This window comes from Neobacillus cucumis (assembly GCF_002860255.1).
Lineage (GTDB): Bacteria > Bacillota > Bacilli > Bacillales > Cytobacillaceae > Neobacillus > Neobacillus cucumis_A.
Genome location: NZ_PGVE01000078.1, coordinates 46348 through 72489 on the forward strand (window position 1 = coordinate 46348; position 26142 = coordinate 72489).

Below are 26142 nucleotides of genomic sequence, written 5' to 3' on the forward strand. Positions count from 1 at the left end.
TTTCAACCCCCTAAGTACATGCTTTTTTCGGTGAGAGTCTGGATACGAGTTCTTTATTTTGCTCTCTTTTGAGTTTACGGATTTTTTCGCGTTCTTTTCCAGTTTCGTAAAGATATTTTTCTTCGTCTGTTTCTGGAATAACTTCTGGCACTTCCAACGGTCTTTTATTTTCATCTAGAGGGACGAAAGTAAAGAAAGCTGTAGCGGCAATTTTGCGTTCCCCTGTTTCAAGATCTTCTGCAATCACTTTACAGAAAATCTCCATCGACCTTCTACCTGTAAAGCAAACAAATGATTCGATACTGACCGAATCACTTTGCCGAATGGGGGAAAGAAAATTAACGGAGTCTGTCGATGCCGTAACACATTGTTTTACTCGTGAATGCCGGCGAGCCGAAAGTGTCGCGCATGCATCCATCTTCTTCATAAGAACCCCGCCAAATAATGTATCATAATTATTCAAATCATTAAGCAACACCTGATCGGTATGAATTACACGCGTTTCACTAATTTTTTTCGCTTCCATTTTATCACCCTATATTAAGCATTTCTTCATACTTACCTTTCGCTTTTCTTAGTGTTGGGAGATGTTATCTCAATTAAACCAGTTAGATATTTCCTGAAATAATGAACAAATGAGGATCAGTTAATTTTCTATTCTTCATGTTTTTCTTGTAAACTCTAGTGCTGGACCTAGAATTAAATTGGAATATGAGGTAATAAAACAAAAAATGTACCTGTTATTTCCTGTACGAAAGGGTGTTAAATAGTGCAATAAGTATTGTTATTGTACACCTCATATGGGAACGGTTTACTTGTCTTTTAATGCTCAGGCCAAAAACGCTTTCATACAGTTTTGTTATGAATTCCATATATTATTGGCATTGTACCTTTCCACTGTGGTTATATTATAATCACCTATGTGATGTATGAGAAGCGAACGCTTCAAAAACATTTTATATATATAGGGAGAAAATAAATGGAAGCAAAGAAAATTAGAAACACACGTGTTGTTCAAACCGATCAAGTGCTCATTAACGATTTGAACAATTATTCTACATTATTCGGTGGAGTTCTGATGAAGAAGATGGATGCATGCGCGACGCTTTCTGCCCGTAGGCATTCACGGGTAAAGGAATGTGTTACTGCATCGACAGACTCCGTTAATTTCATTAAACCAATCCGACGAAGTGATTCAGTTTGTATCGAGTCATTTGTCAGCTATACAGGTACAAAATCAATGGAGATTTTCTGTAAAGTAATTGCAGAGGATCTTGAAACCGGGGAACGAAGAATTGCTGCTACTGCATTTTTTACTTTCGTCCCTCTAGATGAAAATAAAAGACCGTTGGAAGTGCCTGGAGTCATTCCAGAAACAGAGGAAGAGAAACTTCTTTATGAAACGGGAAAAGAGCGCGAAGAAATCCGTAAGTTAAAAAGGACAAAAAATAAAGAACTTGTGGCCAGACTTACACTAGATAAACCATGGGATTAATAGTGAAACAAAGGGGAAGATAGTATGATCAGACAATCAAATTACACTGAATTGAAAAATGCACAAATTGCTATCGAAAACTTACATGCAACAAAACCTTCTATCTATAAAAAATTTATCAATATCGTAAAACTAACACGTCAATTGCACTGTGGATATCAATATATGGGCACAGTTATTATGGATGAAAACACAAGTGATTTCTACCCTAAGTCCCTGGATGACTACGTAATGTCCGTCTACCATCGTGAAATCGAGAAATTAAAAACAGACGAAAAATTCTCTGAATTAAAACAGGTTCTAAAAAAGTATAAACAAGTAACCTATGTCAACATTAGCAAGTTGGCATTAGGGGAAAATCCAAAAGAATTAGTTGGTCCAATTTTGATCCATTAATAGTTCGAAGGAAACAAATGAGGCACTTATATTTTTCAGTCTTTCAGAAATTCATTGATATCTTATATTAATAACCTAGAACATATTAGTTGGGTGAATCGAAAATTTAGTTCGATTCACCCAATTTGCTTTTAAGACTCCATTGCCAGTGGGATATTTACGGAAAATGGCTTATGTGGAGCTTCTTCTATAATTTTGTGGTTATTATAGAGTAAGTTGAGAAGTTTCACGTGAAACATGTAAGGATTTATTGAATTGGAAATCTCAAGAAAAGAAAAAACACAAGGAAGAATCTCATTGTGTTCCTATAGGCTGCTTCATTTTTTTAAGTTCTTTTAATTTTGTTAGGTTTATCTAATATTCTTTATGATAATGTTCTGTAATTTTCACAGCTCGGATAATGTCGATGTATTTTCGACATTCTCCGGGGCATGACAGGCACTTTTTAATGTTGTTACTTCTCGTTAGAAGAAACCCATAATTTGAATTTCTTTTTGTTTAGACGTTCTTTTGCTGCGGAAACGGAACTTGAATTGATGATGGGGCTTCTACTGTATATTTCGTGTAATTCTTTGGTCAGGTCTTCTCTTATTATTCTAATCTTTTCTTCCTCCAATTTGCCGTCTTCAAAATCGACAATCATATTTTTGTACCTTTCTAATATAAACCATAGATTCTGGGCTTGTGTTTTTAATGTCGTTTTGGTTTCTTCATAGCGATAATTATAATCTGCCAGCAGATATATAAAGCTTATGGCTCCTGCGATTGCTGTAATAATTTTTGCAATGTCGTTAGAGGCAAAAAGAGTATTTATGAAGCCTGTAGCTGTAATACAAAGTAATAACATTCTAACAAATTTATTCCTGTTAATCTTTTTCACGATCTTATCTAACTCAATATTAAAGGCAATATGCTGAGTTTCTAATCTGTCAACAGATTCAGATAGCTGCTTTAGGATCGCCGGCTTATGGGAGTTCTCCATCTCAACACCTTCTTTACCGAAAGTAGTTCTCTATAGTTTTTGGCTTCCCAAGTAAATACCCTTGCATATATCTTACTCCAATATCTAATAGTATTTCCTTTTGTTCCTCCGTTTCGACTCCTTCAACAATTAAGCTGATGTTCGTTTGTCTAGTAAAGTCTAGCATCCCTTTAATAATATTCTTGGAATGGGTGGATTCCAGGTCTTTTACAAAGTCTTTATCCAACTTGATATAGTCCGGTTCTAAATCCAATACTAATTTAAAGTTAGAGTATTCTTTTCCAAAGTCATCTAAAGCTATTTTCAATCCCTTATCTTTTAAGGTTTCCATCCTTTTTAATATCCCTTGAGTAACTGTAAATTTGTTGTTTTCAGTAATCTCAAGAACAATCTTATCCATATTCTCAAATAGATCATCCATAAACCAGGCATCATCTATGCTTAATGGTGCCAAATTAACGAACACTCGCTCATTACCATTCGTTTTGCTTAAAAATTCCCTAATAGATTTAGCTCGAGAAATTCGATCCAGCTTAGAACCATCGATTCCTCTTTCCACTGCCATATGGTAGTAATCTTCAAAACTATAAATTTTACCGTCTATTTCTCCTTTGGTTGTTGCTTCATACCCGATAACAGTGCCTTTCCAACAATCTAGGATTGGTTGAAAAAGTGAGATAATTTTGTCCTCCATTATGAATTGTCCCTCCTAGTTTTTGAACGATAGTAAAGTTTATTTTAAAAATGGGTATATTAGAATGGGGAATTTAGTAAGTTTATTAAGCTAAAGATGCTGATTTCCGCATCTGGGATTGTGAGGGTTCCCTCTTATCGGTTGGGGGATCAGGTTAAGCACCCGATATGATATAGATGAAAAATTTTCTCTTAATTAGTAAATAGCACTAAAAATAACTTAAATAGACGGAGAGATTCCGCCTATTGACTCGAAAAATGTAAAAATTGGGGATTTTGCATTGCGTAATCGGAAAATTTCCCTTTATATACCCCGAAGCGAGCTCCCATTTCGCATCTAACCGAAAAATCTCCGCTTATTGTACAACCTAATGCTTTAATAAGTTGTTTCGGTGCTTCTTTTTGATTTTATATATCCATTCCGCGATTTTGAAATTGTTGTAAATTAACTGCCTCTTAAACAGGTGAGGTGAACCGTACCATAAATAGGTGCGGTTTTTTAATTGGAAATTGGACCATTACGTACTAATAAAAACAGCCATTTTATTTGGTAAATCGGTTTTCTCAATTTTAGGTTTGCACTTTCCAACGCTTCTGCATATATATAAACCTATGAGTAAAAGGTCATCAGAAGAGAGGGATGGAGATTGTCCATGAAGGGAAAAAGAATTTTGGTTACAGGAGGCGCTGGCTTCCTCGGTTCTCATGTTGTGAAGCGGTTAAAAGACCAAGGCTGTACAGATCTCATTATTCCGCGCAGCCGCGAATACGATCTTCGGGATTCCACCGTTACCGTTTCACTCCTAAAAAATACGAAACCTGATATCGTAGTTCACCTAGCAGCATCTGTGGGTGGAATTGGAGCTAACAGAAGGAATCCGGGGACATTATTCTATGACAATGCTGCGATGGGCATTCACTTAATAGAGGCTGCACGGCTGGCCCAAGTGGAAAAGGTCATCATATGCGGAACCATTTGCTCCTATCCAAAATTTACGCCTGTCCCATTTAAAGAGGAAGCGTTATGGGATGGATACCCGGAAGAAACCAATGCCCCGTATGGACTAGCTAAAAAAATGCTTCTCGTCCAATCACAGGCATATCGTCAGCAATATGGTTTCAACTCGATCTACCTGCTTCCTGTTAATCTTTACGGACCAAGGGATAATTTTGATTTAGAAAGTTCCCATGTCATTCCTGCCTTAATTCGCAAATGTGTGGAAGCAAAGGAAAAAGGGGAGCAGCAACTCCATGCTTGGGGATCGGGAAAAGCAACCAGAGAATTCTTATATGTGGAGGATGCAGCCGAAGCCATTGTACTGGCAGCTGAAAAATATGACGATGGGGAACCGGTTAATATTGGCACAGGACACGAAATAACAATAAAAGATTTAGCAGACTTGATTGCGGAAAAAGCTGGTTTCACTGGCGAAATCATTTGGGATAGCAGCAAACCAGATGGTCAACCGAGACGGTGCCTCGATGTAACCAAGTCAAAGCAGCTTTTTGGATTTGAAGCAAGGACTACTTTGGAAGAAGGTTTACAGAAAACGATTGATTGGTATGTAAAAAACAGGAGGCTCTAGTTAAGCCTCTCGTTCCTTTTCTTTCTTTTTTCCTCACAATGCTTGATCACTTCGTCCCAGTTCATAAACAATCGGGTGATATCCTCTTCCAGTAGTTCCTCGCCCATTTGTACTTCAATTATTTCTAAGGTGCTGATGGCTTTAATTCCGTGTTCTGCCCCTTTCGGAATCTTAAAAATGTCTCCCTCTTTTACCCCGTAAAGCTGACCATCCAAGGCAAATTCCCCAACCCCTGATAGTATGAGCCAGACCTCGCTTCTTTTCAAATGACTCTGATAGCTGATATTTTTCCCAGCCTCAATTACGATTTTTTTCGTCAATGCGAGATGGTTGTCCGAAATCTTGGTATAATTTAAGACTTGGTACCAGCCCCAACGCCGCTCTACAAACATCGGTCTCTCTTTCTCATTTTTCATGATATCCTTGATTTTGTGACTTGCCGTCTTATCTGAAATTAATATGCCCTGTGGACTGCTTGCAACAACGATGTTTGATACACCGATGACCACAACAGGAATGTCCAGTTCATTTATGACATGAGTATTCGCAGAGTCTCCACTAATAATTCCTTTTCCAAGTTGGCTGGTATCCATTTCTTCAGTTAAGGTATTCCAAGTTCCGAGATCTTTCCACGTTCCATCATAAGGAACAACGATGACATGGTCTGCTTTTTCAACAACCTCATAATCAAAACTAATTTTAGGCAGCTGGTCGTATACTTTTTCGAGTTCAATATATTCCAAAGGGAACCCCATAGTCTTCAAATAGGTAATCATATATTTCAGTTTAAAGGCAAAAACGCCAAGGTTCCATAACGCACCTTGCTCAATAAGACGGATAGCCTGGTCTTCCATAGGCTTCTCAACAAAGGTACGGACTTTCAAATAGGTTTTTTGTGGCTCATGTTCATTATGAACTTCTTCAGGAACAATGTACCCGTATTTCTCGGATGGATAAACAGGGAGGCCACCCATCAAAGCAATACTTGCATCCGATTCCTGAACAAGCTTGTCCAAAGCTTTAACTTGTTCAAAGTAGCTCTTTTCAACAAAGGGGTCGACAGGCAGTACACAAACAACTTCATCGGGATCTGACTTTATACAGGAGTATAGATAGACGGAGGCTAATGCTATGGCAGGAAAGGTGTCGCCTCTCTGTGGCTCTATGATAAGTGGAGCATCACTGCCAATCTGGCTTAACACCATGTCCACTTGATCTTTGCGGGTCGCAATATACGAGGATTGATGGAGATTCACCGATTTAAGCTGTTTCCAAATTCTTTGTATCATCGATTCTAATTGCTCACTATGTTCCATTTTTAAAACCTTCAAAAACTGCTTTGACCTGGAATCATTTGAAAGCGGCCAAAGTCGTTTTCCTGATCCGCCGGATAATAAAATAATTTTCAAAGTATAGAAACTCCTCCTTTCTTCAGCCGGACAGTTCCTCCTTTACATTCGTTAATCAAATTGTTCATGATTGCGGTAACCGCCCTTTCGTAAATACTCTTCCATTTTGGCTTCCTTTACATCACTATCTACCATCTCTTTAATTAGCTCGTGCAGATTGTATTTAGGGGACCAGCCTAATTTCTGTTTTGCTTTATTGGGATTTCCTAACAGCAGATCGACTTCGCTTGGCCGGAAATAACGAGGGTCTACAGATACAATAGGCTTTCCAGTTGGGATTTGAAAATCGGGGTGATGGCATGCTTTCACGAATCCCTTTTCCTCTACGTTCTCCCCCTTGAATTCCAAGTCAATGCCTACTTGTGCAAAAGCCAGTCTAACAAAATCTCTTACTTTCGTGGTGACTCCCGTCGCAATGACAAAGTCTTGTGGTTCGTTCTGCTGAAGCATGAGCCACATTGCTTCTACATAGTCTTTAGCATGTCCCCAATCCCTTTGGGCATTTAAATTCCCTAAGTACAGTTGATCCTGGAGTCCCAGAGCGATTCTTGCAACTGCCCGAGTAATCTTACGGGTAACAAAAGTTTCCCCTCGGATAGGGCTTTCATGGTTAAACAGGATACCATTGCAGGCATATATCCCATAGGCTTCCCGATAATTTACAGTAATCCAATAAGCATAGAGCTTAGCAACGGCATAGGGGCTTCGGGGATAAAATGGCGTTTTTTCCGTTTGCGGAGTTTCCTGAACCAAACCGTACAATTCGGACGTGGAAGCTTGATAGACCTTAGTTTTATGGGTAAGACCAAGAATTCGGACTGCCTCCAAAATCCGAAGGATCCCAAGGCCGTCTGTATTTGCTGTATATTCAGGTGTATCAAAGCTGACATGAACATGGCTCATGGCGCCAAGATTATAAATCTCATCAGGTTGGATTGTTTGAATTAGCCGGATTAAATTGGTAGAGTCGGTCAAATCTCCATAATGGAGAAAAAACTTGGCATCAGGCTCATGGGGATCTTGGTACAAGTGATCAATCCGATTTGTATTTAGCAGGGAACTTCTTCGTTTTAAGCCGTGAACGGTATATCCTTTTTCTAGCAGTAATTCGGCAAGATAGGCTCCATCTTGGCCTGTAATACCTGTTATTAATGCAACTTTTCCCATAATTACCTCCTGTCTATTTTTCTTTTAAAAGCTAAATCATATTTAGAATCAAATATGGAAGATAGAAACTCTAGTAATTGTTTTTCTCCAATTTCATCCGGATTTACATCCGCTGAATAAATGGGCTCTTTTAGCATTTGACTAAATAGCTGCTTATCCTTATCAATTTCTATTATCCTCTTTACAACATCTTCAAAAGAGTCAAAATCATGGCAATTGATAAAAGCCTTAGGATTGAATTCTTTAGCAATGGATGGATTGCCCCAATAGATTGGTATGGTTTGTGCAGCAAATGCCTGAATGATCTTTTCTGTTGTATATCCTTCAGACGTACTATTTTCAAAAGCAATACTAAATTTATAATTTTTTTGAAATTGTAGTTTATCGTCGACTCTATAGCCTAAGTTATTTCTGATTTTCCCCCCGGAGTCTACGGTTTTATACTTTGATAGCAAATCAAAAAACAATTCTCGGTTACGATGTGCTGAACCGTTTGAATAGATAAAGTTACAAAATAAAACTTTCCTCTCAATTTCGCTATCAGATATTAAATGTTTGTTTTTTGCTAACATATAGTCTTGAGTGTATAAAAAATATAAGGGGAATCTAATGGATCTATCATTAGATGGTGGGTAATTAAAACCTATAGCATAATCACATTCATTTAAATTAGGCTGCCTATTCTCACCAGTATAGAATATCTTTACACAGTCATATTTTAGGTGTTCTCTTCCAAAGCAAGAATAGATAAGATAATCCGGGTCATCACTAATCGTAATATCGTACTTTGTTCTCAATAAATTTGTAAAAAAATTACTGTTTTTATCAAATCTCCTCCCCCTCCAAAAGTCAGTAAAATTTATTTTAATTTTTGGTTTCAAACTTATCACCCTCTTTAATTTTTTAATCCGCTCTGCACCATGAAAAGCAGGCCTTAAAAAACTAATGCCAAATGAAATCTCTTCTTCTTTTACTTGTTAATTTTTAAGAAACATTCTCTTAAGCAATATATGCATGTCCTTCTATAAACGTTCTACGGACTATCTCTATTAAGTAAGGTGAACCTTACCATAACATTAATCCCTCGTTCTAATCCCAATAATTTCTCCATTCTCAGGTACCAAATATATATTTTCTAAGTGGTTCTGTCTTATATAATCGCTAACCTCTTTCCGTTTTAGTAAACAGTGATTCCAAGATTCCATATGTGAAATGATTAATTTAGTATGTGGTGAAGTCTGTCTTATCTTTTCAATATCAGCTATCCCCATTGTGATTGGCAGGCCTTCTAAGAAACGAGCTTCCCCTGCAAAAACAATGGCTGTATCCGGAGAGAAATGTCTAAAATAATGTTCAATTTCGGAATACCATACACTATCCCCAATAATATATAAGCTTGGCTCATCCTTTGCCCTTAATATGAATCCTGAAACAGGGCCCATTGCTTCCGCCAGTTGACCATGACCGTGTCTCCCTTCCGTTCGAATCAGTTCTATCCCCTGCCAAATATATTCCTTACTTATGGCCATGACACATTCGAATCCTCTATCTTTCATTAAAAGCTCATCTGCAGGCTGACAAAATAAAGGGAGATCCTTAGGTAAAATGGAAATAGCCTGGTCATCAAAATGATCACGGTGCGAGTGTGTGACAATAATTGCATCAATGTCTACTAGACTCTCCAAGTCGACTGGTAATGAAGTTAAAGGATTATTTAGATGTTGATTTGGGGCATTAGGAACTGGTGCAAGTGTCCCCTGCTCGCTAAACATTGGATCTAAAAGGAATGTTAGACCTTTAAAAGTAATAAGATGGGTTGCATGGCGTATTAATTGAATCTGCATCGCTTATTCTCTCCTCGTCGTTTTATTGTCTAGATCATTGTATGCTTTCCATGTTTTCACCAACAGGGTCTGATGAAAAGGATATCGTAACTTTTGTTTCATCATGAAAGAAATTTATAACCTAATCGACTTTCAGTCATTTACAATAGAATTAGAAAACATTTGCTGTTTCTTTTGAGAGGAGAGTCCATATGGATGAAATTGACTTTCAAATCCTTGAATTACTAAAACATAACTCCCGTATACAATGGAAAGAAATCGGAAAATTGATACATATGACAGGCCAGGCCGTTGGCAATAGAATCCGCCGGATGGAAGAGGAAGGGATTATAGAACAATACACTATTGCAGTAAATGAATTAAAACTTGGGAAAAGTATTCAAGCATTTATAATGGTATTTTTAAAATCAAATCACCACCTTGAATTTCAAAAATACCTAAAAGGTAATCCGGATATAAAAGAAGTTCACCGGATTAGTGGTGAAGGCTGCTATCTTATTAAGGCAAGTATTTCTGATCAATTAGCTTTAAATAATACCCTTGATGAGATCCTTAAATATGCTAACTACAGAGTTAATATATCCATAGGGAAAATAAAATAAAAAAGTTCATATTAAGAGAGACAAGGGGAATTTTGAAAAATCAATTATGTACTGTTTAGGGTGTAAACTTTCTATTAAGTCAAAAAATAGATAAAAAACACTCTATCAAAACACTAGTATACTAGTATATAAATGTGTTAATATCACTGTATAGACTTCTTACATATAAAAATGAATGTGTTTACATTTTATGACTAAAGGGAGGGCTGCAGTTTTTTTTGTCAGTAATTAAGGTTTGTTAAGCAAGAATAAAAATAAAAAGTTTATTACAGCAGTTCTTGTATACTAGTATTTTAAAAAAGAGGAGTATGTATTATGAAAGCGATACAAGTGGTTAAACCAGGACAGCTTGAGATCATTGAGAAAGAAATGCCTCAGATTCAACATGAAAAGGAAGTTCTGATTCAAGTGAAGATGACTGGTATCTGTGGTTCAGATATCCACATCTATCATGGAACCTCTCCTGTGGCTACCTATCCGCGTGTAATCGGACATGAAGTGACGGGCCAAGTTGTAAAGACTGGTAATGGAGTTACCTCTCTTAAGGTAGATGATCATGTAGTCATCGAGCCCATTATGACATGTGGGAAATGCTACGCATGCCGAAGTGGAAGACAAAATGTCTGCCAAAACTTAAAGGTTTTTGGAGTTCATATTGATGGTGGTTACCAGGAGTATATCGTTGTTCCAGAGAAAATGGCTCACAAGGTCGATCCTACATTAGATTGGAAAGAATCCGTTTTAGTTGAACCCTTTACCATTGGGGCACAAGCAAGTTGGCGTGGGGATGTTAGACAGGGTGATGTGGTGTTTATCATGGGAGCCGGCCCGATTGGAATTTGTGCATTGCAGATTGCTAAGTATAGAGGAGCAACATGCATCATCTCCGACTTAAGTGAAGAAAAGCTTTCCTATGCGAGTCATCTTGGTGCAGATTTTACGATCAATCCACTGAAAGATGATATTTTTGCAAAAATAGGTGAATTGACTGAGGATATGGGGGCCAATGTGGTAATCGATGCGGTATGTACACCGAAAACATTTGAACAAGCAGTACAACTGGCTTCAGTTGCAGGGAGAATTGTCGTTTTAGGTTTCTCCGAAGAAAAATCAGGAATCCCTCAATTAGAGATTACGAAAAAGGAATTGACCGTTAGTGGATCCCGATTACAAACGAATCAGTTTCCTGAAGTTATCCATTTATTTAATAATGGAAAAATTGATACGGATAGCTTTGTAACACATACTTTCCCTTTTGAGCAAGTGAAAGACGCGATTCATTTAATTGAAACAAATCCAGATACGGTAAGAAAAGCCCTATTAGATTTTTCGAGATAAATGATAAAGAGGTAGATTTTGATAGTTTTGTAAAGGGAATGAGAACGATACATCGAATTATGTTTATAAAAATAAAAGGAGTGGATAGCGATGCAAATGACATGGAGATGGTATGGGGAAGGAAACGATTCGATTACACTTGGTCATATCCGGCAAATTCCGGGTGTAATGGGAGTGGTTTGGTCTCTGCATGATAAGGTTGCAGGAGAAGAATGGGAGATGGAAAGAATTCAGGAGGCTGCTGACCAAATTCGAAGCAAAGGATTCAGCCCAGCTGTTGTAGAAAGCGTAAACATCCATGATGATATCAAAATCGGACTGCCTACCAGGGATAAGTATATTGACATTTATATCGATACGATTAAGAAGCTTTCTAAAGTTGGAGTGAAAGTGATTTGCTATAATTTTATGCCGGTTTTTGACTGGACGAGGACGGATTTATATAAGGAATTGCCTGACGGTTCAAATGCCCTATTTTATGAAAAGGCTGCCATTACTGATGATCCAATGGATATGGTTAAAAAAATCCTGGAGGGTGCCGGTGATTTTACAATGCCAGGCTGGGAACCAGAACGTTTAGCGAAGTTGGATGATTTATTTAAGGCCTATGAGGGAGTGACAGAAGACATTCTTTTTGACAACCTCAAATACTTCCTTGAACGAGTAATTCCTGTATGCGAAGAATATGATGTGAAAATGGCCATCCATCCGGATGATCCAGCTTGGCCGATTTTCGGATTACCGCGCATTATTCGCAATAGAGAGTATATTAGACGATTCCTTAATCTTGTAGATAGTCCTTATAACGGATTAACCTTCTGTACAGGATCATTAGGAACCAATCCAGAAAATGATTTACCGTCCATGATTCACGAGTTTCATGATCGGATTCATTTTGCGCATATCCGTAATGTAAAGGTATTTGAAAATGGCGATTTTATTGAAGTATCTCACCGCGGTCAAGATGGAAGTGTCGATGTATGCGAAGTCATCAAGGCTTATCATGAAAATGGGTTTACAGGTTATGTTCGTCCGGATCATGGCCGTCACCTTTGGGGAGAAGAGAAGCACTGCCGACCTGGTTATGGTTTGTATGATAGAGCCCTAGGTATTATGTACATGCTTGGTGTTTGGGACAGCCTTGAAAAGGAAAAAGGACGAGAAAGAGCCATTACAGTTCAATCGAAGCAGCATATCTAATGCAGCTGCTTGTAAAGCAAGGAGAGAAAATAATGCAAAAACTAAATGTATTGACGAGAATATCCGAATGCGGTGTAGTCGCCGTTGTAAGGGCAGATTCCAAGGAAGAAGCCATTAAAATATCCGAAGCCTGTGTAAACGGCGGCATTATTGGGATTGAGGTTACCTTTACTGTACAAGGGGCAGATGAGGTGATCAAAGAATTAGTTTCTATTTACCGTGGGAATCCTGAGGTAGTCATTGGAGCAGGGACAGTTCTGGATGCAGCGACAGCAAGGATTGCTATTCTTGCGGGCGCACAGTTTGTCGTTAGTCCGGCATTTGATAACGAGACGGCAAAACTATGTAATCTTTATCAAATTCCTTATATGCCAGGATGCATGACAATCACAGAAATCAAGCATGCATTAGAAGCAGGGGTCGATATTGTTAAACTATTTCCTGGAAATGCCTTCGGACCTGATTTTGTAAAAGCGGTAAAGGCTCCCCTTCCACAAGTGAATATTATGCCAACTGGCGGGGTCGACTTAGATAATGTGGCTAAATGGATAAAAAATGGCTGTGTGGCTGTTGGCGTGGGTGGAAATTTAGTAGCACCAGCAAAAAATGGGGATTTTGACAAAATTACAGAATATGCGAAGCAATATATACAAAAAGTTCAAGAGGCGCGAGGGAACGACCGATGAAAAAAATAGTTACACTTGGAGAAATTATGCTTCGGCTTTCCGTAAATAACAGTGAAAAGCTTTTTCAAGCTGATCAACTAACGATGCATTATGGCGGAGCAGAAGCAAATGTGGCAGTGTCACTTTCCAACTTTGGGCATGACGTTTATTTTGTCAGTAAAATACCGGAAAATCCATTAGGGATAGCCGTGGAGAGACAAATGAAAGCAAACAGTGTTCATACGGACTATCTAATGAAAGGCGGCGAACGATTAGGTACATACTATCTGGAAATCGGAGTCGGACAAAGAAGCTCCCAGGTGACTTATGACAGGAAATACTCCAGTTTTTCCATGCTTAGAACAGAGGAGATTAATCTAGATGAAGTTTTTTCTGGGGTTGAACTCTTCCATGTTTCCGGTATAACCCCTGCCCTATCTCAAAATTTAAAAGAATTGACATTGCTTGCGCTAAAAAAAGCGAAGGAAAAAGGGATTCTTACTAGCTTTGATTTTAATTACCGGGCAAAACTTTGGAGTCAGCAAGAGGCAGCAGAAACAATCAAGGAATTGCTTCCATTTGTTGATATATGTTCATGTGGTGAATTAGATGCTGTTTATATTCTCGGCATGGATCAAGCTGACCATTCCTTACCGAGAGAGGAAAAGTTAAGATATTATTATTCAAAATTAATCGAAATGTATCCAAACATTCGATATATAGGTTCAACGTTTCGAAACATTATTTCTGCTTCAACAAATACACTTCAAGGGAACTATTTCACTGAGGGAGAGTTATACCAATCAAAGGTTTTCCAGATCGATCACATAGTTGACCGGGTAGGAGGCGGTGATGCTTTTGCGGCAGGTATTTTATATGGAATCTTAGAAAATATGCCTTCTGAGGAACTAATTGCATTTGCAACCGCGGCATCTGCTTTGAAACATACGGTTCATGGTGATTATAATGTGTTCTCAGTAGATGAGGTTGTTACCTTTGCCAATAATGGAGCAGGGAAAATCGTCCGCTAAAAATTTGTAATTAACCAATTAAGTTTAACATGACGCCTATTTCACTATTTTAGTGGAATAGGCTATTTTTTAAAAAATGAAAAATCCGTTATTGCGTACAGTCTTGTTGACTTACATAATACACAGAAGTAGAATTTTAGTATACAAGTATACTAAAGCTTAAAACAAAAAAACAATATGTAAAGAGGTGTCCATTTTGGGCCTTAATAGTATCTCTTCTCCCAACAGAAAAACACTTGGGAAAGTAGCCTATGATAAAATCCGAGAAGAAATTATTACATTGAACTTTAAGCCTGGACAGATGTTGTCGGAAAGTGAACTGGCTTCTGTTTTAGGGGTAAGTCGTACACCCATTCGTGAAGCATTTTTAATGCTTCTGCAAGAAGAGTTACTTGAAATCCTTCCACAGCGGGGAGCACGGATTGCCTTAATATCTGTAAAGAAAGTGGAAGAAGCCAGATTTGTTAGAGAGAGTCTGGAGATCAGTGCTTTCAAATCAGTTGCTCGAAACTGGAATGCAGATGATTTACGTTATAAAGAAATTCAAGAAAAAGCGTTTGAATTAATTGGAAAACAACAAAAAGCCGCTTCAAAGGGAGAAAATATAGAATTTCTGCAATTAGATGAAACCTTTCATCAAATCTTCTTGGAACTATTGGAAAACCAAACATTAATTTCTGTTGTTTCACAGATGAGAGGTCATTTAAACCGAATGCGATACTTAGAGTTAAAAACACCAAACCATATGGAAAATGTGGTAAGTCAACATCAAAGTATTCTTAAAGCTATTTTTTCTAATAATGAAGAGGAAACAGAGAAATTATTGCGGCACCATTTTAGCCATAAAAAAGACGAATTACCACAAGTAATAGAAATGTATTCAGATTATTTTATTTCTTAACTGGACGGGCTTAAAACGATCTATAAGGAACTTACGAAAAAATCGACAAGCATCAGCCTGTCGATTTTTTAAAATTTATAATTCGACAATGGCCTTAATTACCTTGGCCTCTGGGGTTAGCCACTCTTCAAATTGATTAATCATTTCATCAAAGGCTGCACGATGTGTAATATACGAGTCAATGTCCACTCCGCCATTTTGGATTGTCTTCACTACATATTCAAAATCTTCCCGAGTAGCATTGCGGCTTCCCATTAATGTCAGTTCTTTTTTATGGAAATCAGGGTCATCGAATAAAATATTACCTTTGGTTAAACCAACAAAAATTAATTTTCCACCATGTGCAGGAAAGTTAAAGGCATCTGCCATAGATTTGTTATTTCCAGTTGCGTCAAATACGACAGTAGGCATTTCTCCCTTTGTCAATTCCTTCAAGGTCTCCATCGGATGATCCAATGCGTTCACCGTATAATCGACATGGGCCCATTGACTACAAAATGTCAATCGTTCTTCGTTAACATCCATTGCAATGACGGTTGCACCCTCTTGCTTAGCAAAAGCCATCACACCTAAACCAATAGGACCAGCACCAATGACTAAAACATACTCTCCTTGCTTAAGTTCAGACCGTCTTATGGCATGCGCCCCTATACTTAGAGGTTCGATCATCGCAGATTGGTCTAGAGTAAGCTCATTTGTTTTAACTAAATGATTGTATGGAACTGAAATCCATTCACTCATACCGCCTTCCATGTGTACACCCAATACTTTCATATCTGTACAGCAATTTGTTTTTCCATTTCTGCACGCTATACATTCACCGCATTCCATGTACGGAATGACCGATACCTGATCGCCTGCCTTTAGACCAGCTGGGTTGGAACCGATGGATTCAATTTCACCAGAAAGTTCATGACCAAGTACACGTGGATAGCTGAAAAAAGGTTGATTCCCTCTGTATGCATGGTAATCCGTTCCGCATACTCCAATCCGGCGAATACGAACTAAAGCTTCTCCTGTTTTCACAACAGGTGGTTCAACTTCAACCATTTTAAATAGATTAGGATGTTCACAAACAATACTTTTCATCAGAAAGACACTCCTTTAATTTAGTTTTTTATAAAATGACACCGTCTTTGAAAATACTAATTTCTTTAAAACCAAATCGCTCATTATTGGTTTTCTTTTCACCTGATGCGATAGCCAGGATATATTGGAATAAATCAGCTTTTAATTCATCCATGCTTTTTCCCTCGATCAACTGTCCCGCATTATAGTCAATCCAATTCCTTTTCCGGTTGGCTAAATCGGAATTTGTAGCTATTTTCATAGTGGGTACCGGTCCGCCAAAGGGTGTTCCTCTTCCTGTTGTGAATAATACGATATGAGCTCCGGCCGCTGCCAATGCTGTAACAGAGACAAGGTCATTACCTGGGGCGTTTATTAAATTCAATCCAGGTTTTACTACCCGTTCACCATACGAACTGACATCAACAACAAGAGCATGCCCCCCTTTTTGAGTACAGCCGAGAGACTTTTCCTCCAGTGTACTGATTCCGCCTGCTTTATTTCCAGGTGAAGGGTTTTCATAAATTTCCTGATCGTGACGAATAAAATATTGTTTAAAATCATTAACTAAATGAACAATTTTATCAAAGGTTTCTTCATTTTCTGCCCGACTCATTAAGATGGTTTCTGCTCCGAACATCTCTGGTACTTCTGTTAAGATTGTGGTCCCGCCATCTGCTACAATTAAGTCTGAAACCGCTCCAACCAACGGATTGGCTGTAATCCCAGAAAAACCATCAGAACCGCCGCATTTCAATCCTACTTTTAGCTTTGATACAGGTACCGGCTGGCGTTTGAATCGCTCGGCATACCCGACTAATTCTTCAATTAAACCTAAACCGACGTTTAATTCATCTTCCACTTCCTGAGATTTCATGAACTTAATACGATCAGGAGGATACACCCCAATGACCTCTTTAAAATATTCAATTTGATTGTTTTCACATCCCAGCCCAACAACCAAAACACCTGCTGCATTAGGATGGTGAACCAAAGAAGCGAGTAATTTCTGTGTGTTAGACAAATCATCCCCTAACTGGGAACAGCCAAAGGGATGAGGGAAATGATAGATTCCATCAATTCCGCGATCCTTGAAACTTTCATGGGCCATTTTAGCCAGTAATTCACATGTTTTATTAATGCAGCCTACCGTATTAATAATCCAGATCTCATTTCGAATTCCAGCTTCCCCGTTTTCGCGAATATATCCCTGGAAGGTATGCTCCGATTTTTCTCTCCCACCTTGTGGACTGACTGGTTCATAGGTATAATCCAGGATTCCCTTTAAACCCGTTTCAAGATTATGGGTATGAACCCACTCTCCAACGGAAAGGTCCCTTTTTGCTTTACCAATCGAATATCCAAATTTAAGAACATCTTCTCCTTTTTTTACAGGGCGGACTAAAATTTTATGTCCTTTTGGAATATCATCTAAAATATTAATATGAAATAGGTCTTTTTCATCTATTTGAATCTGAAGCTTCTCGCCTTTATGTACTTCATGCAAGGAAATGACAACGTCATCTTTGGAATGCAATTGAACTACTTTACTCATTAATTTTCCCCCTAGACTTAAAAATTTGTAAACAAATAGGGTTATCGTATTTAAGTATTTACCAAGAGGAAAACCCTTTCATTTTGCTATGCATCTTTATTTCAAAATTGGTTCCCTTTTATCTTAATCAACAAGAATCGAAATATAAATGACATATTTTGCTTTATTTGTACCATTTTTTGATATACCATAAAATTGGGTGATAAGCTAAATGAAAACCATTAAAAAAGTTTCAAACAACAACTTCCTGTTTCCTTTTTCTTTTATTTATCGAGATACGAAAAGCCCACAGAATGAACTGTCTGATCATATTCACGACTATTATGAAATTGTGTATGTCTATAGTGGAAAAGGAACCTTTTTCATTGATGATCATTTTTATGACATGCAGCAAGGTGATGTATTTCTTATCCCAAACGATGTCATTCACCGTGCAATGCCCGATAAGGAGGATCCTGTTACATCCACAATTATTTTTTTCAGCCCAACGTTAATTTATAATATTTTAATAGATGATTCCTTTTCTTTTCTAAATTTGTTTGAGATGGCGAAAAAAGTGAAACATTATAAAATGGTTTTATCACTAAAGAGCCAAAAAAAGATGGAGGAACAACTCTTAACTATTTATCAGGAAATGCAAAAAAATGACCTTGGTCATAAGCATGCTTCATTGCTGATAGTTCATCAGATCATCCTTGACTTGTACCGTGCCCATATGGATAATAAAGAGCACTTAATGGAGAGGAACACCTTTGGGCCGCATTGGATTAAAGAAATTTTAGCGTATATTAATGACCATTTAGATCAGCCCTTAACCTTGACTGAACTAGCCAGCCAGGCCCTTGTTAGTAGCTCCCATTTCAGCAGGGTGTTTAAACAAACCACTGGGATGGGATTGACAGTATATTTGAATTCCAAAAGGGTCATTAAAGCCAAAGAACTTTTAGTAAAAACAGATGACTCAGTATCGTCTATCGCAGAAATATGCGGTTTCGAAAGCATGACCCATTTTCATAGAATCTTTAAAAAATATATCGATAGGACACCAGCAAATTTCCGAAAAGAGCATAAAGTAACCCGCATTCACTAGTAGTAAAAAAACACAGATCCCTGTGTTTTTTTATGCGAGTTTTTTCAGAATGCTGTCCACCATTGCCTGGATCTCTTCATTCTCTAAGCTTTGAATGTACTCGGGTCTAAGGACCTGGGTTCTCTTCGCCGCATAATAATCTAAAAGAGCTTGTTTCAATGACATTTCCTCTTCCATTAAAAAAGGGCTATTCACTAATTTACCAAGTACAGCTTCATCCTGAATAATTAAAATGGAGGCATTCAATTCATTAAAAACACCTGCTTTCATACCATTTCGATAGAAGGTATGAATAGTGGACAATTGTTCACTCCTTGATTGCCTCTTTTTTTCGTAAAGATGCGGGCAGCTTCTTTTTAAATCACTCAGGAAAGTATCTGAAGCATATACAGCAGATAAAACAGCTTGTTCAAACACTTTTTGCAAACGAAGTGGATACGGTAACTTTTTGTTTGAAATCGTTTGGTCAGCTTCATTTATATAATCAATACAGAGATTAGTAAGCTCCATGATGACATCTTCTTTTGAAGAAAAATAGTTATACAAGGAAGCTCGGCTCAAATTCATCGTGTTAGCAATATCTTGAATGGTAAGGGAAAGGAATCCTTGAGTCCGAATGACATGGATTAACTTTTTTACATAGGACTTTCGCATCATCTGTCTTTCATCAGGTGCAATTTTTCTCAAAGTACCACTTCCTTTATCCCAAAATTATATCATAATCCGAAGAAGTTCATTCACATTTCAATGTTCCAATTCTTTTCAGTTTACAACTGAAGGAAAGTGGAGTACAGTTATACCTGTTATTATTTTAGACACTTTATAAGGTTTTTGTCTAAAATGGACATAGATAGTTAGTAAATTACCGTCGACATTTATATAAATACTTAAAATGAAAAGAGGAGAATATAACCATGACTACCATGACTACCACGCAAGTAACGAATGATTTTAATAAAATTGTAAAAGAACGCCGTTCCATTAAAAATTACGATAAATCCGTAAAAATTAGCCGCGAAGAAATGGCAGAAATTCTTACATTAGCTACACTTGCTCCTTCTTCCGTTAATATGCAGCCATGGCGTTTTCTTGTCATTGAAAGCCCTGAGGCAAAGGCAACACTTGCCCCGCTTGCACGTTTTAATCAGACCCAAGTTGAAACTTCATCAGCTGTTATTGCTGTATTTGGGGATTTGAATAATTTTGAGAAATTCGAAGAAATCTATGGTGCTGCTGTAGAAAAGGGATTTATGCCGTTAGAAGTAAAAGAAAGAATTCATGCTTCTTTTTCTGGCTATTTTGAATCGATTTCACGTGAAGAGATGGAGGATGTTGTTTTAGTAGATGGCGGTCTTGTTTCTATGCAGTTTATGCTTGCGGCCCGTGCCTATGGATATGATACAAATCCAATTGGGGGTTATGAAAAAGACAAAATTGCAGAAGCTTTTGGTTTGGATAAGGACCGGTATGTTCCTGTTATGTTAATCTCTATTGGTAAAGCAGCCGATAACGGACATCCATCTGTACGTCTCCCAATTGATCAAGTAGCGCAATGGAAATAATGATATAAATAAGAAAGGTGACGTTTAATGATTATTATTCATGCAACATTCCATATCAATCCGGAAAAACTGGACATGTTTCTAGAGGAAATTCAGCCGTTAATAGCTGCTTCCAGAGAAGAAAACGGAAATGTTTCTTATCGCCTTCAAAAAGATGTGGAAAATGAAAATGTATTTACAATGGTTGAAGTTTGGAAGGATATGCAAGCTGTTGCCAGCCATAATTCAAGTGAACACTTCACCAAGTTCGTGGCGAAAGCAAAGGAATTCTTGACTGCACCATTAGAGGTTCAAGCATTTGAGGGGCAGACATTAAAATTGTAGTTATAAGAAATGCGCAAGGCGCTTAGACTTCGGCGACAAGCACAAGACGAGCCGGCCGAAAGGTTGTTCTTTAACCTTTTGGACGGATTGACCTAAATGTGGAGGCGACTGTTTTGGGACGACGGCATAAGACGCACCCTGTAAGAAGGCGTTTTTTGCCTTCTTCAGGGGGTGGCTTATGTCTTGAGTCCCAAGGAGCCGCAACTGGATACGCTTGTGACCTCGAGCCGATGGCGCCTGGAGCTGGACAATTCTCGAAGTCGAAATTTATACTTTCTTATCTTAAAATAAAAACAGCGGCGCCCTTTACGGCACCGCTGTTTTGTTATTGTGAATTTTTTAGTAGATAACAACCGGTTCATAAGTGCTGAGATTACTATAGACGGTTTTCATAATACCAGATGGTGTATTGACGCAGCCTCCGGATCCTGCCTTTAGGTAGGCAGAGCCTGACCAGTTAGACCGCCAGCTGGCATCGTGGAAACCTTGTCCGCTGTTTGTAAAGGGTGCCCAATAATTAACCTTTACTTCATAGGAACCACTGCCTACATGGCTGCCTTTAAGTGTGGCTGGTGTTCGTTTATAAAGAATATACCACACACCTTTAGAAGTATCCTCGCCGGTGCTGTGTTTGCCGGTCACAACATTGGTAGAGACAACTAATTTGCCGTTTTTGTATATCCAAATATGCTGATCGGCAATTGATACTTCCGCATACGTATCGCCAATTCCATTGTTCGCTGTCGTTTCATAGCCATAGCCTTCATTACTCCAGCCATGTCCGATAATATTAGAGGCAGAAATGGATTTCTCACCTTTTTCAAATGCTGCTTGAACCTGTGAGGTTTCTTTGTCCACATCTAATGCCCAGCCATACCCTTGTCCTTTTACTGAAATAACGGATCCTGAATGGGTTTTAAAGGTGAAGTTTTTATCTAATGTGGACTCTGAATCATTAATTTCAGCGATTTTATTTTTTAAATCGCTTGTGTCAATGGTGACCTTCATATCCTTTGTCACAGAAGCATTTTTAATTAATTCGCTTGCCTTTAAAGAATAAACCTTCTTCTGGACCTTATATTCCACTGTTTTTTGAAGCAGTTCTTGAAGCTTTTTCTCCTCATTTTTTACAATCTCGCTGTCTTCTTTAATGGGCAGTATGTATTGAGGATTCAGACGAATATCACCGGTATATCCTTGCTGTTCATAAGCCTTTAATAGATTTGCGACATCATATTGTTCCCCGTTAATGCTTTTAGTTATGATAATTTTACCTTGTTCTAATTGAGCTTCGGCATCTTTTGGTACTTTTAAACTTTTGTTCATAGAAACTAATTTTTCTTCCACTTGTTTTTTCAACTCTTGGGTGCGATACTGATTTGTTGTTTTGGGCATTAATGTATAATTTTTTGCCTCTGATGATGGGAAAAATGTCTTTTGTTCCTTTAATATTTTTTTAACACCGGTGAGGTCTTGATCCGAAAATCCCATCTTCGTATCTTTTCCATCTAAAATTTGTTCTTGGCCAATATAGACTTTATTTGTTAAAACAGTTGATTTTAATTTTTGTAGAGCCTCATCAGCAGTCATTCCATTCACTTTTATGCCATTAATCTTAATTTGTGAATTAAAGTGGTTTGCTTGGTAATAGCTGATACCTGCGATTATGACTGCAATTAAAATGACTATACTGGGTGTGAGTACCTTCCAGTTTTTAAACCATTTTACTGATTTTTCCCGTTGTCGGCCAATTTCTTCAACCGATTCATTAACTGCCATGCCCATAATGATTCCCCCGTTTACCTAAGTCCTTCGACTTTCAACTTTTGTATCAAAGTTTCGAATATATTTTACCTTATTCTCCGTATAACACAACTATTCTACTAAATTTTATATATGAACTTTGTCGCTTTTTGTATAATTTTATATTTTTTTAATCTATCAATTTATTCATTTTGTATTTACTTCATCTATTTTAAAGACCAATTCTTAAGTTTTGATTAAGAATATAGACCCATCCAACACATATTTATTGTTCTGGAAACTATAAAAATAAAGATATTTCAACGTTTTAAAATCTCTATGATGGATATAGTAATAAACATCAATTATTTAAGGAGGGCTTTATTAGGTGGAGAAATTACTTCAAAATCAAGTTGCTTTTGTTACAGGGGCTGGTTCAGGAATAGGAAGGGCCGCTGCTATAAAGCTTGCTCAAAATGGAGGAAAGATTGCTTTAGTAGATTTGCATAAAGAAAATGTAGAAGAAGTGAAAAAGCAAATTGAAGAAATGGGCAGTGAGGCGCTTGTATTAGAAGCGAACGTTTCTCATCCTGAGGAGATAGAGAAATGCTACCAAAGAACCGTGGATCAATGGGGAAGACTCGATGTAGTCTTTGCTAATGCAGGAATTAACGGGGAGGTTATCCCCATTGAGGATATGGATCCAAAGGATTGGGAGCTAACGACTTCTAATAATTTAACAAGTACTTTTTTAACGGTCAAATATGCCATTCCTCATTTGAAGGAAAATGGGGGAAGTATCATTATTACAAGTTCAATCAATGGAAACAGAGTATATAAAAATTTTGGAATGTCTGCGTATAGTACCTCTAAAATTGGCCAGATGGGCTTTGGTAAAATGGCTGCGCTTGAGCTTGCCAAGTACCATATTAGGGTCAATATTATATGCCCGGGAGCCATTGAAACAAACATTAATGAAAATACCTGGAAGGATAAAGAGAAATTAAAGAAAATTGAAATCCCGGTTGAATACCCTGAAGGCAGCCAGCCGCTTGAAAACAGAGCAGGCAAACCCGAACAGGTTGCCGACTTGGTGCTTTTTCTTGCCTCAAGCGGGTCCAGCCACATCACGGGAAGCGAAATCTATATTGACGGAGCCGAATCCCTATTATAAAAATGGTGCCTGACACCATAAAAAGACACTTATTTAAAAATGTCCACGTACAATGGACATTTTTTGCTGTAAATATGTAATTTTTATTTTAAGTCAATGAGGATAAAGGATTCGTCATCACTCTTATGATAAATATTTTTTTCATTATTTAGGGATTGTAGAATTTCCTCTTTTACTTTAAATAGAGGCAATGGAATTGTGTTCCTTAATAAAGGAGATAAATGGTTAGAAGCAAGAGGATCAATCCCATCTGTGTAAAGGAGCAATCTTCCTCCCTCTTTGTAGGGAAAAGTATTTGTTTTAAATACGATACCTTCAAAGGTTCCAAGCGGCGGGGCTGTCGAGCCTAATTCATATTGTTTTCCGTCAGGGTCCTGCCATAAAGCGGGTGGATGACCTGCATTGATATAATCAATGGTTTGTCTATCTGTATTAATTAGAAGATAGATTGCGGTAGAATAATGCCGTGCCTCCTCATTGTTCTGAAATAATTTATGAAGGTGGCTGTCCAATTCTTTCATAACTAAATCAACAGCAAATCCTGCAGAAATTAATCTTTGAAACAAAGAATGAAGAGTCATCGTGATTAAAGCTGAAGAAATTCCATGGCCCATAACATCAAGCAGAATAATTCCATAACGATGCTGATCCATTTGATAAATCCCATAGATATCGCCAGATAATTCACCAGAAGCATTATAGAATATTTCCATTTGTACTTTTTCATTGTTTATTGGAGCAGTTAAGGATGTTTCTTGAATGATTCTGGCAAGCTCCAACTCTTTTTTTGTTTCTATTTTATATTTTTGATTTTGTTTGTTCAGTTCAAGTAGTTCTTCCTTTTGGATTTCCAGTTTTTTAAGGATAGTCTTTAATTCTGCGTTCGCTTTATCCTTTGCTTTTAACGCCACTTCGGTTTCCTTTTTCGCTAGAAGCAATTCATTTTCGTACTCGCTTCTTTTTCGCATGGGGATAAGAACACACTCTAATACTGTACTCTCCTTTCTCCTCCTTTGGAGAGCGTTGATAAGGACGGGAATCTCTTCGTCCTTACTGGTCTTTAGTGAGATATACATTTCCTCTACTTGATGATCCAGTTTGACAAGCGGGAAAAAGTATAACTGAAAAAACAGACGGGCAGGGACAGTGAGGATAGAATTGACATGCTGTCCCCTTAATTGATCTTCGGTGTAATTGAGTATCTTAAGCAATGTATGATTAATAGATAATATAATGCCAGTTTCCGACAGAGTCAGAAATCCACAAGGTGCATGATCCAATTGTTCGTCCATTAAAGTCTATCTCCTCTTAACGCTAAGCTAGCTTCTATTGTTGCTTCGTTCAGGTATTGGCGAATTAGGCGGACAGTTTCCTCGGGGTGACTCATATGCGGGCAGTGTCCTGTCGCCTCCATGATTTTCAACACACTATTCGGAAGATGCTGTTGAATATACTCTCCTACTGTTAATGGGGCAATAATATCATTTGAACATTGCAGAATAAGGGATGGTACCTTTACTTTTTTTAAGTCGCTGCGGTTGTCTGCAAAAAAAGCAGCTTCCGCAAATTGACGTGCAATAATAGGGTCAGTGGAACAGAAACGTTCTTCCAGCTGAAGTTTAACATCCGGCCTCTCCGGATTATTTGTCACGGTTGAGGAAAAGACATTTGCCCAGCCTATGTAATTTTTCTCCATCATATCCATTAAGCCTAAAATTTCCTCTTTTTGAAAGCCTCCGAAGTAATGGGGAGGATCATTTAGGTAACATGGAGAAGGTCCGATCATAACAAGATGCGAGAAGTATTCAGGATGACTCAATGATGCTAATACACCAATCATACTTCCAACAGAGTGTCCAACAAATACGGCATCTTTCAAATCTAGGGCTGAACAAATATCTATCACATCTTGAGCATATCCTGCAAGACTACTATATCTTTGCAAGTCATAAGCAGATAAGTCTGAACGTCCAAAACCTACATAATCAAATAGTATGATTCGGTAATCTTTTTGAAATGCTTCTGCAACTGACTTCCATACTGTTTGATCACAGCCAAAGCCAGGAGCAAGAATGATAGATTGTTTTCCTGAGCCTGTAAGATTCACATTATTCCGCAGTATAATATCCTGGTCCATCCTGATTCTCCTTTCTAGTATTCTATTAATATCATACCACTTACTTCCATATTATGTTGTTTTCTCATATAGTACTTAGGACCTCACTTTTTAAGTTTGGATTGAACAAATTGCTTGAAAATATTCAATTATATAATATACTTAGTTTATGCAATCAACAAACTAGAGCAACATCTGAAT

26 protein-coding genes are annotated in these 26142 nt (G+C 37.8%); 13 read left to right on the forward strand and 13 right to left on the reverse strand.

Going from position 1 to position 26142, the window contains the following annotated elements:
- Positions 1-10: 10 nt before the first annotated feature.
- The gene (locus CVD27_RS20955) at positions 11-526 is read right to left on the reverse strand and encodes an acyl-CoA thioesterase (RefSeq protein WP_101650135.1); all 516 of its coding nucleotides are present in this window, start codon (positions 524-526) and stop codon (positions 11-13) included.
- Positions 527-979: 453 nt separating this feature from the next.
- Here CVD27_RS20955 and CVD27_RS20960 point away from each other — a divergent pair, with 453 nt between their 5' ends.
- Both CVD27_RS20960 and CVD27_RS20965 read left to right on the forward strand, forming a co-directional pair.
- Positions 980-1495 carry an acyl-CoA thioesterase gene (locus CVD27_RS20960; RefSeq protein WP_101650137.1) on the forward strand — a complete coding sequence of 172 codons (516 nt, stop codon included), beginning with the start codon at positions 980-982 and terminating at the stop codon, positions 1493-1495.
- Positions 1496-1519: 24 nt separating this feature from the next.
- On the forward strand, positions 1520-1891 hold the full coding sequence (locus CVD27_RS20965; protein WP_101650138.1) for a hypothetical protein: 372 nt from the start codon (positions 1520-1522) through the stop codon (positions 1889-1891).
- 454 nt (positions 1892-2345) lie between these two features.
- On the opposite strand, the gene CVD27_RS20970 is transcribed toward CVD27_RS20965, so the two are convergent.
- Both CVD27_RS20970 and CVD27_RS20975 read right to left on the reverse strand, forming a co-directional pair.
- Complete coding sequence (locus CVD27_RS20970) at positions 2346-2873, reverse strand: SLATT domain-containing protein (protein ID WP_101650140.1); 528 nt, start codon at positions 2871-2873, stop codon at positions 2346-2348.
- Positions 2874-2886: 13 nt separating this feature from the next.
- On the reverse strand, positions 2887-3567 hold the full coding sequence (locus CVD27_RS20975) for an EAL domain-containing protein (protein WP_101650143.1): 681 nt from the start codon (positions 3565-3567) through the stop codon (positions 2887-2889).
- A gap of 652 nt (positions 3568-4219) precedes the next feature.
- On the opposite strand from CVD27_RS20975, the gene CVD27_RS20980 reads away from it, so the two are divergent.
- Entirely contained in the window at positions 4220-5152 is a 933-nt protein-coding gene (locus CVD27_RS20980; RefSeq protein WP_180960391.1) for a GDP-L-fucose synthase family protein, read from the forward strand.
- Here the strand turns inward: CVD27_RS20980 and CVD27_RS20985 are convergent.
- From CVD27_RS20985 to CVD27_RS21000, 4 genes are all read right to left on the reverse strand, one after another.
- Entirely contained in the window at positions 5149-6561 is a 1413-nt protein-coding gene (locus CVD27_RS20985) for a sugar phosphate nucleotidyltransferase (protein ID WP_101650147.1), read from the reverse strand. The genes CVD27_RS20980 and CVD27_RS20985 overlap by 4 nt on opposite strands.
- Before the next feature lie 51 nt (positions 6562-6612).
- Positions 6613-7728 (reverse strand): GDP-mannose 4,6-dehydratase, encoded by a 1116-nt coding sequence (gene gmd / locus CVD27_RS20990; protein ID WP_101650149.1) that lies wholly within the window; start codon positions 7726-7728, stop codon positions 6613-6615.
- A 2-nt stretch (positions 7729-7730) separates the two neighbouring features.
- On the reverse strand, positions 7731-8609 hold the full coding sequence (locus tag CVD27_RS20995) for a glycosyltransferase family 10 domain-containing protein (RefSeq protein WP_101650151.1): 879 nt from the start codon (positions 8607-8609) through the stop codon (positions 7731-7733).
- A 195-nt stretch (positions 8610-8804) separates the two neighbouring features.
- On the reverse strand, positions 8805-9572 hold the full coding sequence (locus CVD27_RS21000; protein WP_101650153.1) for an MBL fold metallo-hydrolase: 768 nt from the start codon (positions 9570-9572) through the stop codon (positions 8805-8807).
- A 191-nt stretch (positions 9573-9763) separates the two neighbouring features.
- Between CVD27_RS21000 and CVD27_RS21005 the strand changes: the two genes are divergently transcribed.
- The 6 genes from CVD27_RS21005 to CVD27_RS21030 all read left to right on the forward strand — a co-directional run bounded on the left by CVD27_RS21005 (position 9764) and on the right by CVD27_RS21030 (position 15309).
- The gene (locus tag CVD27_RS21005; protein ID WP_101650155.1) at positions 9764-10174 is read left to right on the forward strand and encodes an Lrp/AsnC family transcriptional regulator; all 411 of its coding nucleotides are present in this window, start codon (positions 9764-9766) and stop codon (positions 10172-10174) included.
- Between the two features lie 315 nt (positions 10175-10489).
- Positions 10490-11512 carry a zinc-binding alcohol dehydrogenase family protein gene (locus tag CVD27_RS21010; protein ID WP_101650157.1) on the forward strand — a complete coding sequence of 341 codons (1023 nt, stop codon included), beginning with the start codon at positions 10490-10492 and terminating at the stop codon, positions 11510-11512.
- A 90-nt stretch (positions 11513-11602) separates the two neighbouring features.
- Positions 11603-12712, forward strand: coding sequence for a mannonate dehydratase (uxuA, locus tag CVD27_RS21015; protein ID WP_101650160.1), 1110 nt, complete (start codon positions 11603-11605; stop codon positions 12710-12712).
- Positions 12713-12744: 32 nt separating this feature from the next.
- Positions 12745-13398: a bifunctional 4-hydroxy-2-oxoglutarate aldolase/2-dehydro-3-deoxy-phosphogluconate aldolase gene (locus tag CVD27_RS21020; RefSeq protein ID WP_101650162.1), complete on the forward strand. Its 654-nt coding sequence runs from the start codon at positions 12745-12747 to the stop codon at positions 13396-13398.
- Complete coding sequence (locus CVD27_RS21025; RefSeq protein WP_101650164.1) at positions 13395-14408, forward strand: sugar kinase; 1014 nt, start codon at positions 13395-13397, stop codon at positions 14406-14408. The genes CVD27_RS21020 and CVD27_RS21025 overlap by 4 nt, the downstream gene beginning before the upstream one ends.
- A 196-nt stretch (positions 14409-14604) precedes the next feature.
- Positions 14605-15309 (forward strand): GntR family transcriptional regulator, encoded by a 705-nt coding sequence (locus tag CVD27_RS21030; protein WP_142384123.1) that lies wholly within the window; start codon positions 14605-14607, stop codon positions 15307-15309.
- 75 nt (positions 15310-15384) lie between these two features.
- Here the strand turns inward: CVD27_RS21030 and CVD27_RS21035 are convergent, their stop codons facing one another.
- Entirely contained in the window at positions 15385-16398 is a 1014-nt protein-coding gene (locus CVD27_RS21035) for a zinc-binding alcohol dehydrogenase family protein (protein WP_101650168.1), read from the reverse strand.
- Positions 16399-16426: 28 nt separating this feature from the next.
- Positions 16427-17932, reverse strand: coding sequence for a UxaA family hydrolase (locus CVD27_RS21040; RefSeq protein WP_101650170.1), 1506 nt, complete (start codon positions 17930-17932; stop codon positions 16427-16429).
- Between the two features lie 211 nt (positions 17933-18143).
- Between CVD27_RS21040 and CVD27_RS21045 the strand changes: the two genes are divergently transcribed.
- Positions 18144-19022, forward strand: a complete 879-nt coding sequence (locus CVD27_RS21045) for an AraC family transcriptional regulator (RefSeq protein WP_101650172.1) — start codon at positions 18144-18146, stop codon at positions 19020-19022.
- A gap of 30 nt (positions 19023-19052) precedes the next feature.
- Here CVD27_RS21045 and CVD27_RS21050 read toward each other — a convergent pair whose 3' ends face one another.
- Positions 19053-19709: a TetR/AcrR family transcriptional regulator gene (locus CVD27_RS21050; protein WP_101650174.1), complete on the reverse strand. Its 657-nt coding sequence runs from the start codon at positions 19707-19709 to the stop codon at positions 19053-19055.
- A 236-nt stretch (positions 19710-19945) separates the two neighbouring features.
- On the opposite strand from CVD27_RS21050, the gene CVD27_RS21055 reads away from it, so the two are divergent.
- Positions 19946-20584 carry a nitroreductase family protein gene (locus tag CVD27_RS21055; RefSeq protein ID WP_101650207.1) on the forward strand — a complete coding sequence of 213 codons (639 nt, stop codon included), beginning with the start codon at positions 19946-19948 and terminating at the stop codon, positions 20582-20584.
- Positions 20585-20611: 27 nt separating this feature from the next.
- Positions 20612-20908, forward strand: a complete 297-nt coding sequence (locus CVD27_RS21060; protein WP_101650176.1) for a putative quinol monooxygenase — start codon at positions 20612-20614, stop codon at positions 20906-20908.
- Positions 20909-21247: 339 nt separating this feature from the next.
- On the opposite strand, the gene CVD27_RS21070 is transcribed toward CVD27_RS21060, so the two are convergent.
- Positions 21248-22693: a L,D-transpeptidase family protein gene (locus CVD27_RS21070; protein ID WP_101650180.1), complete on the reverse strand. Its 1446-nt coding sequence runs from the start codon at positions 22691-22693 to the stop codon at positions 21248-21250.
- Positions 22694-23039: 346 nt separating this feature from the next.
- On the opposite strand from CVD27_RS21070, the gene CVD27_RS21075 reads away from it, so the two are divergent.
- On the forward strand, positions 23040-23825 hold the full coding sequence (locus CVD27_RS21075) for an SDR family oxidoreductase (RefSeq protein ID WP_101650182.1): 786 nt from the start codon (positions 23040-23042) through the stop codon (positions 23823-23825).
- Positions 23826-23908: 83 nt separating this feature from the next.
- Here the strand turns inward: CVD27_RS21075 and CVD27_RS21080 are convergent, their stop codons facing one another.
- The gene (locus CVD27_RS21080; RefSeq protein ID WP_101650184.1) at positions 23909-25117 is read right to left on the reverse strand and encodes a SpoIIE family protein phosphatase; all 1209 of its coding nucleotides are present in this window, start codon (positions 25115-25117) and stop codon (positions 23909-23911) included.
- Entirely contained in the window at positions 25117-25962 is an 846-nt protein-coding gene (locus tag CVD27_RS21085; RefSeq protein ID WP_101650186.1) for an alpha/beta fold hydrolase, read from the reverse strand. Before CVD27_RS21085 ends, CVD27_RS21080 begins: the two co-directional genes overlap by 1 nt.
- Between the last annotated feature and the right edge of the window lie 180 nt (positions 25963-26142).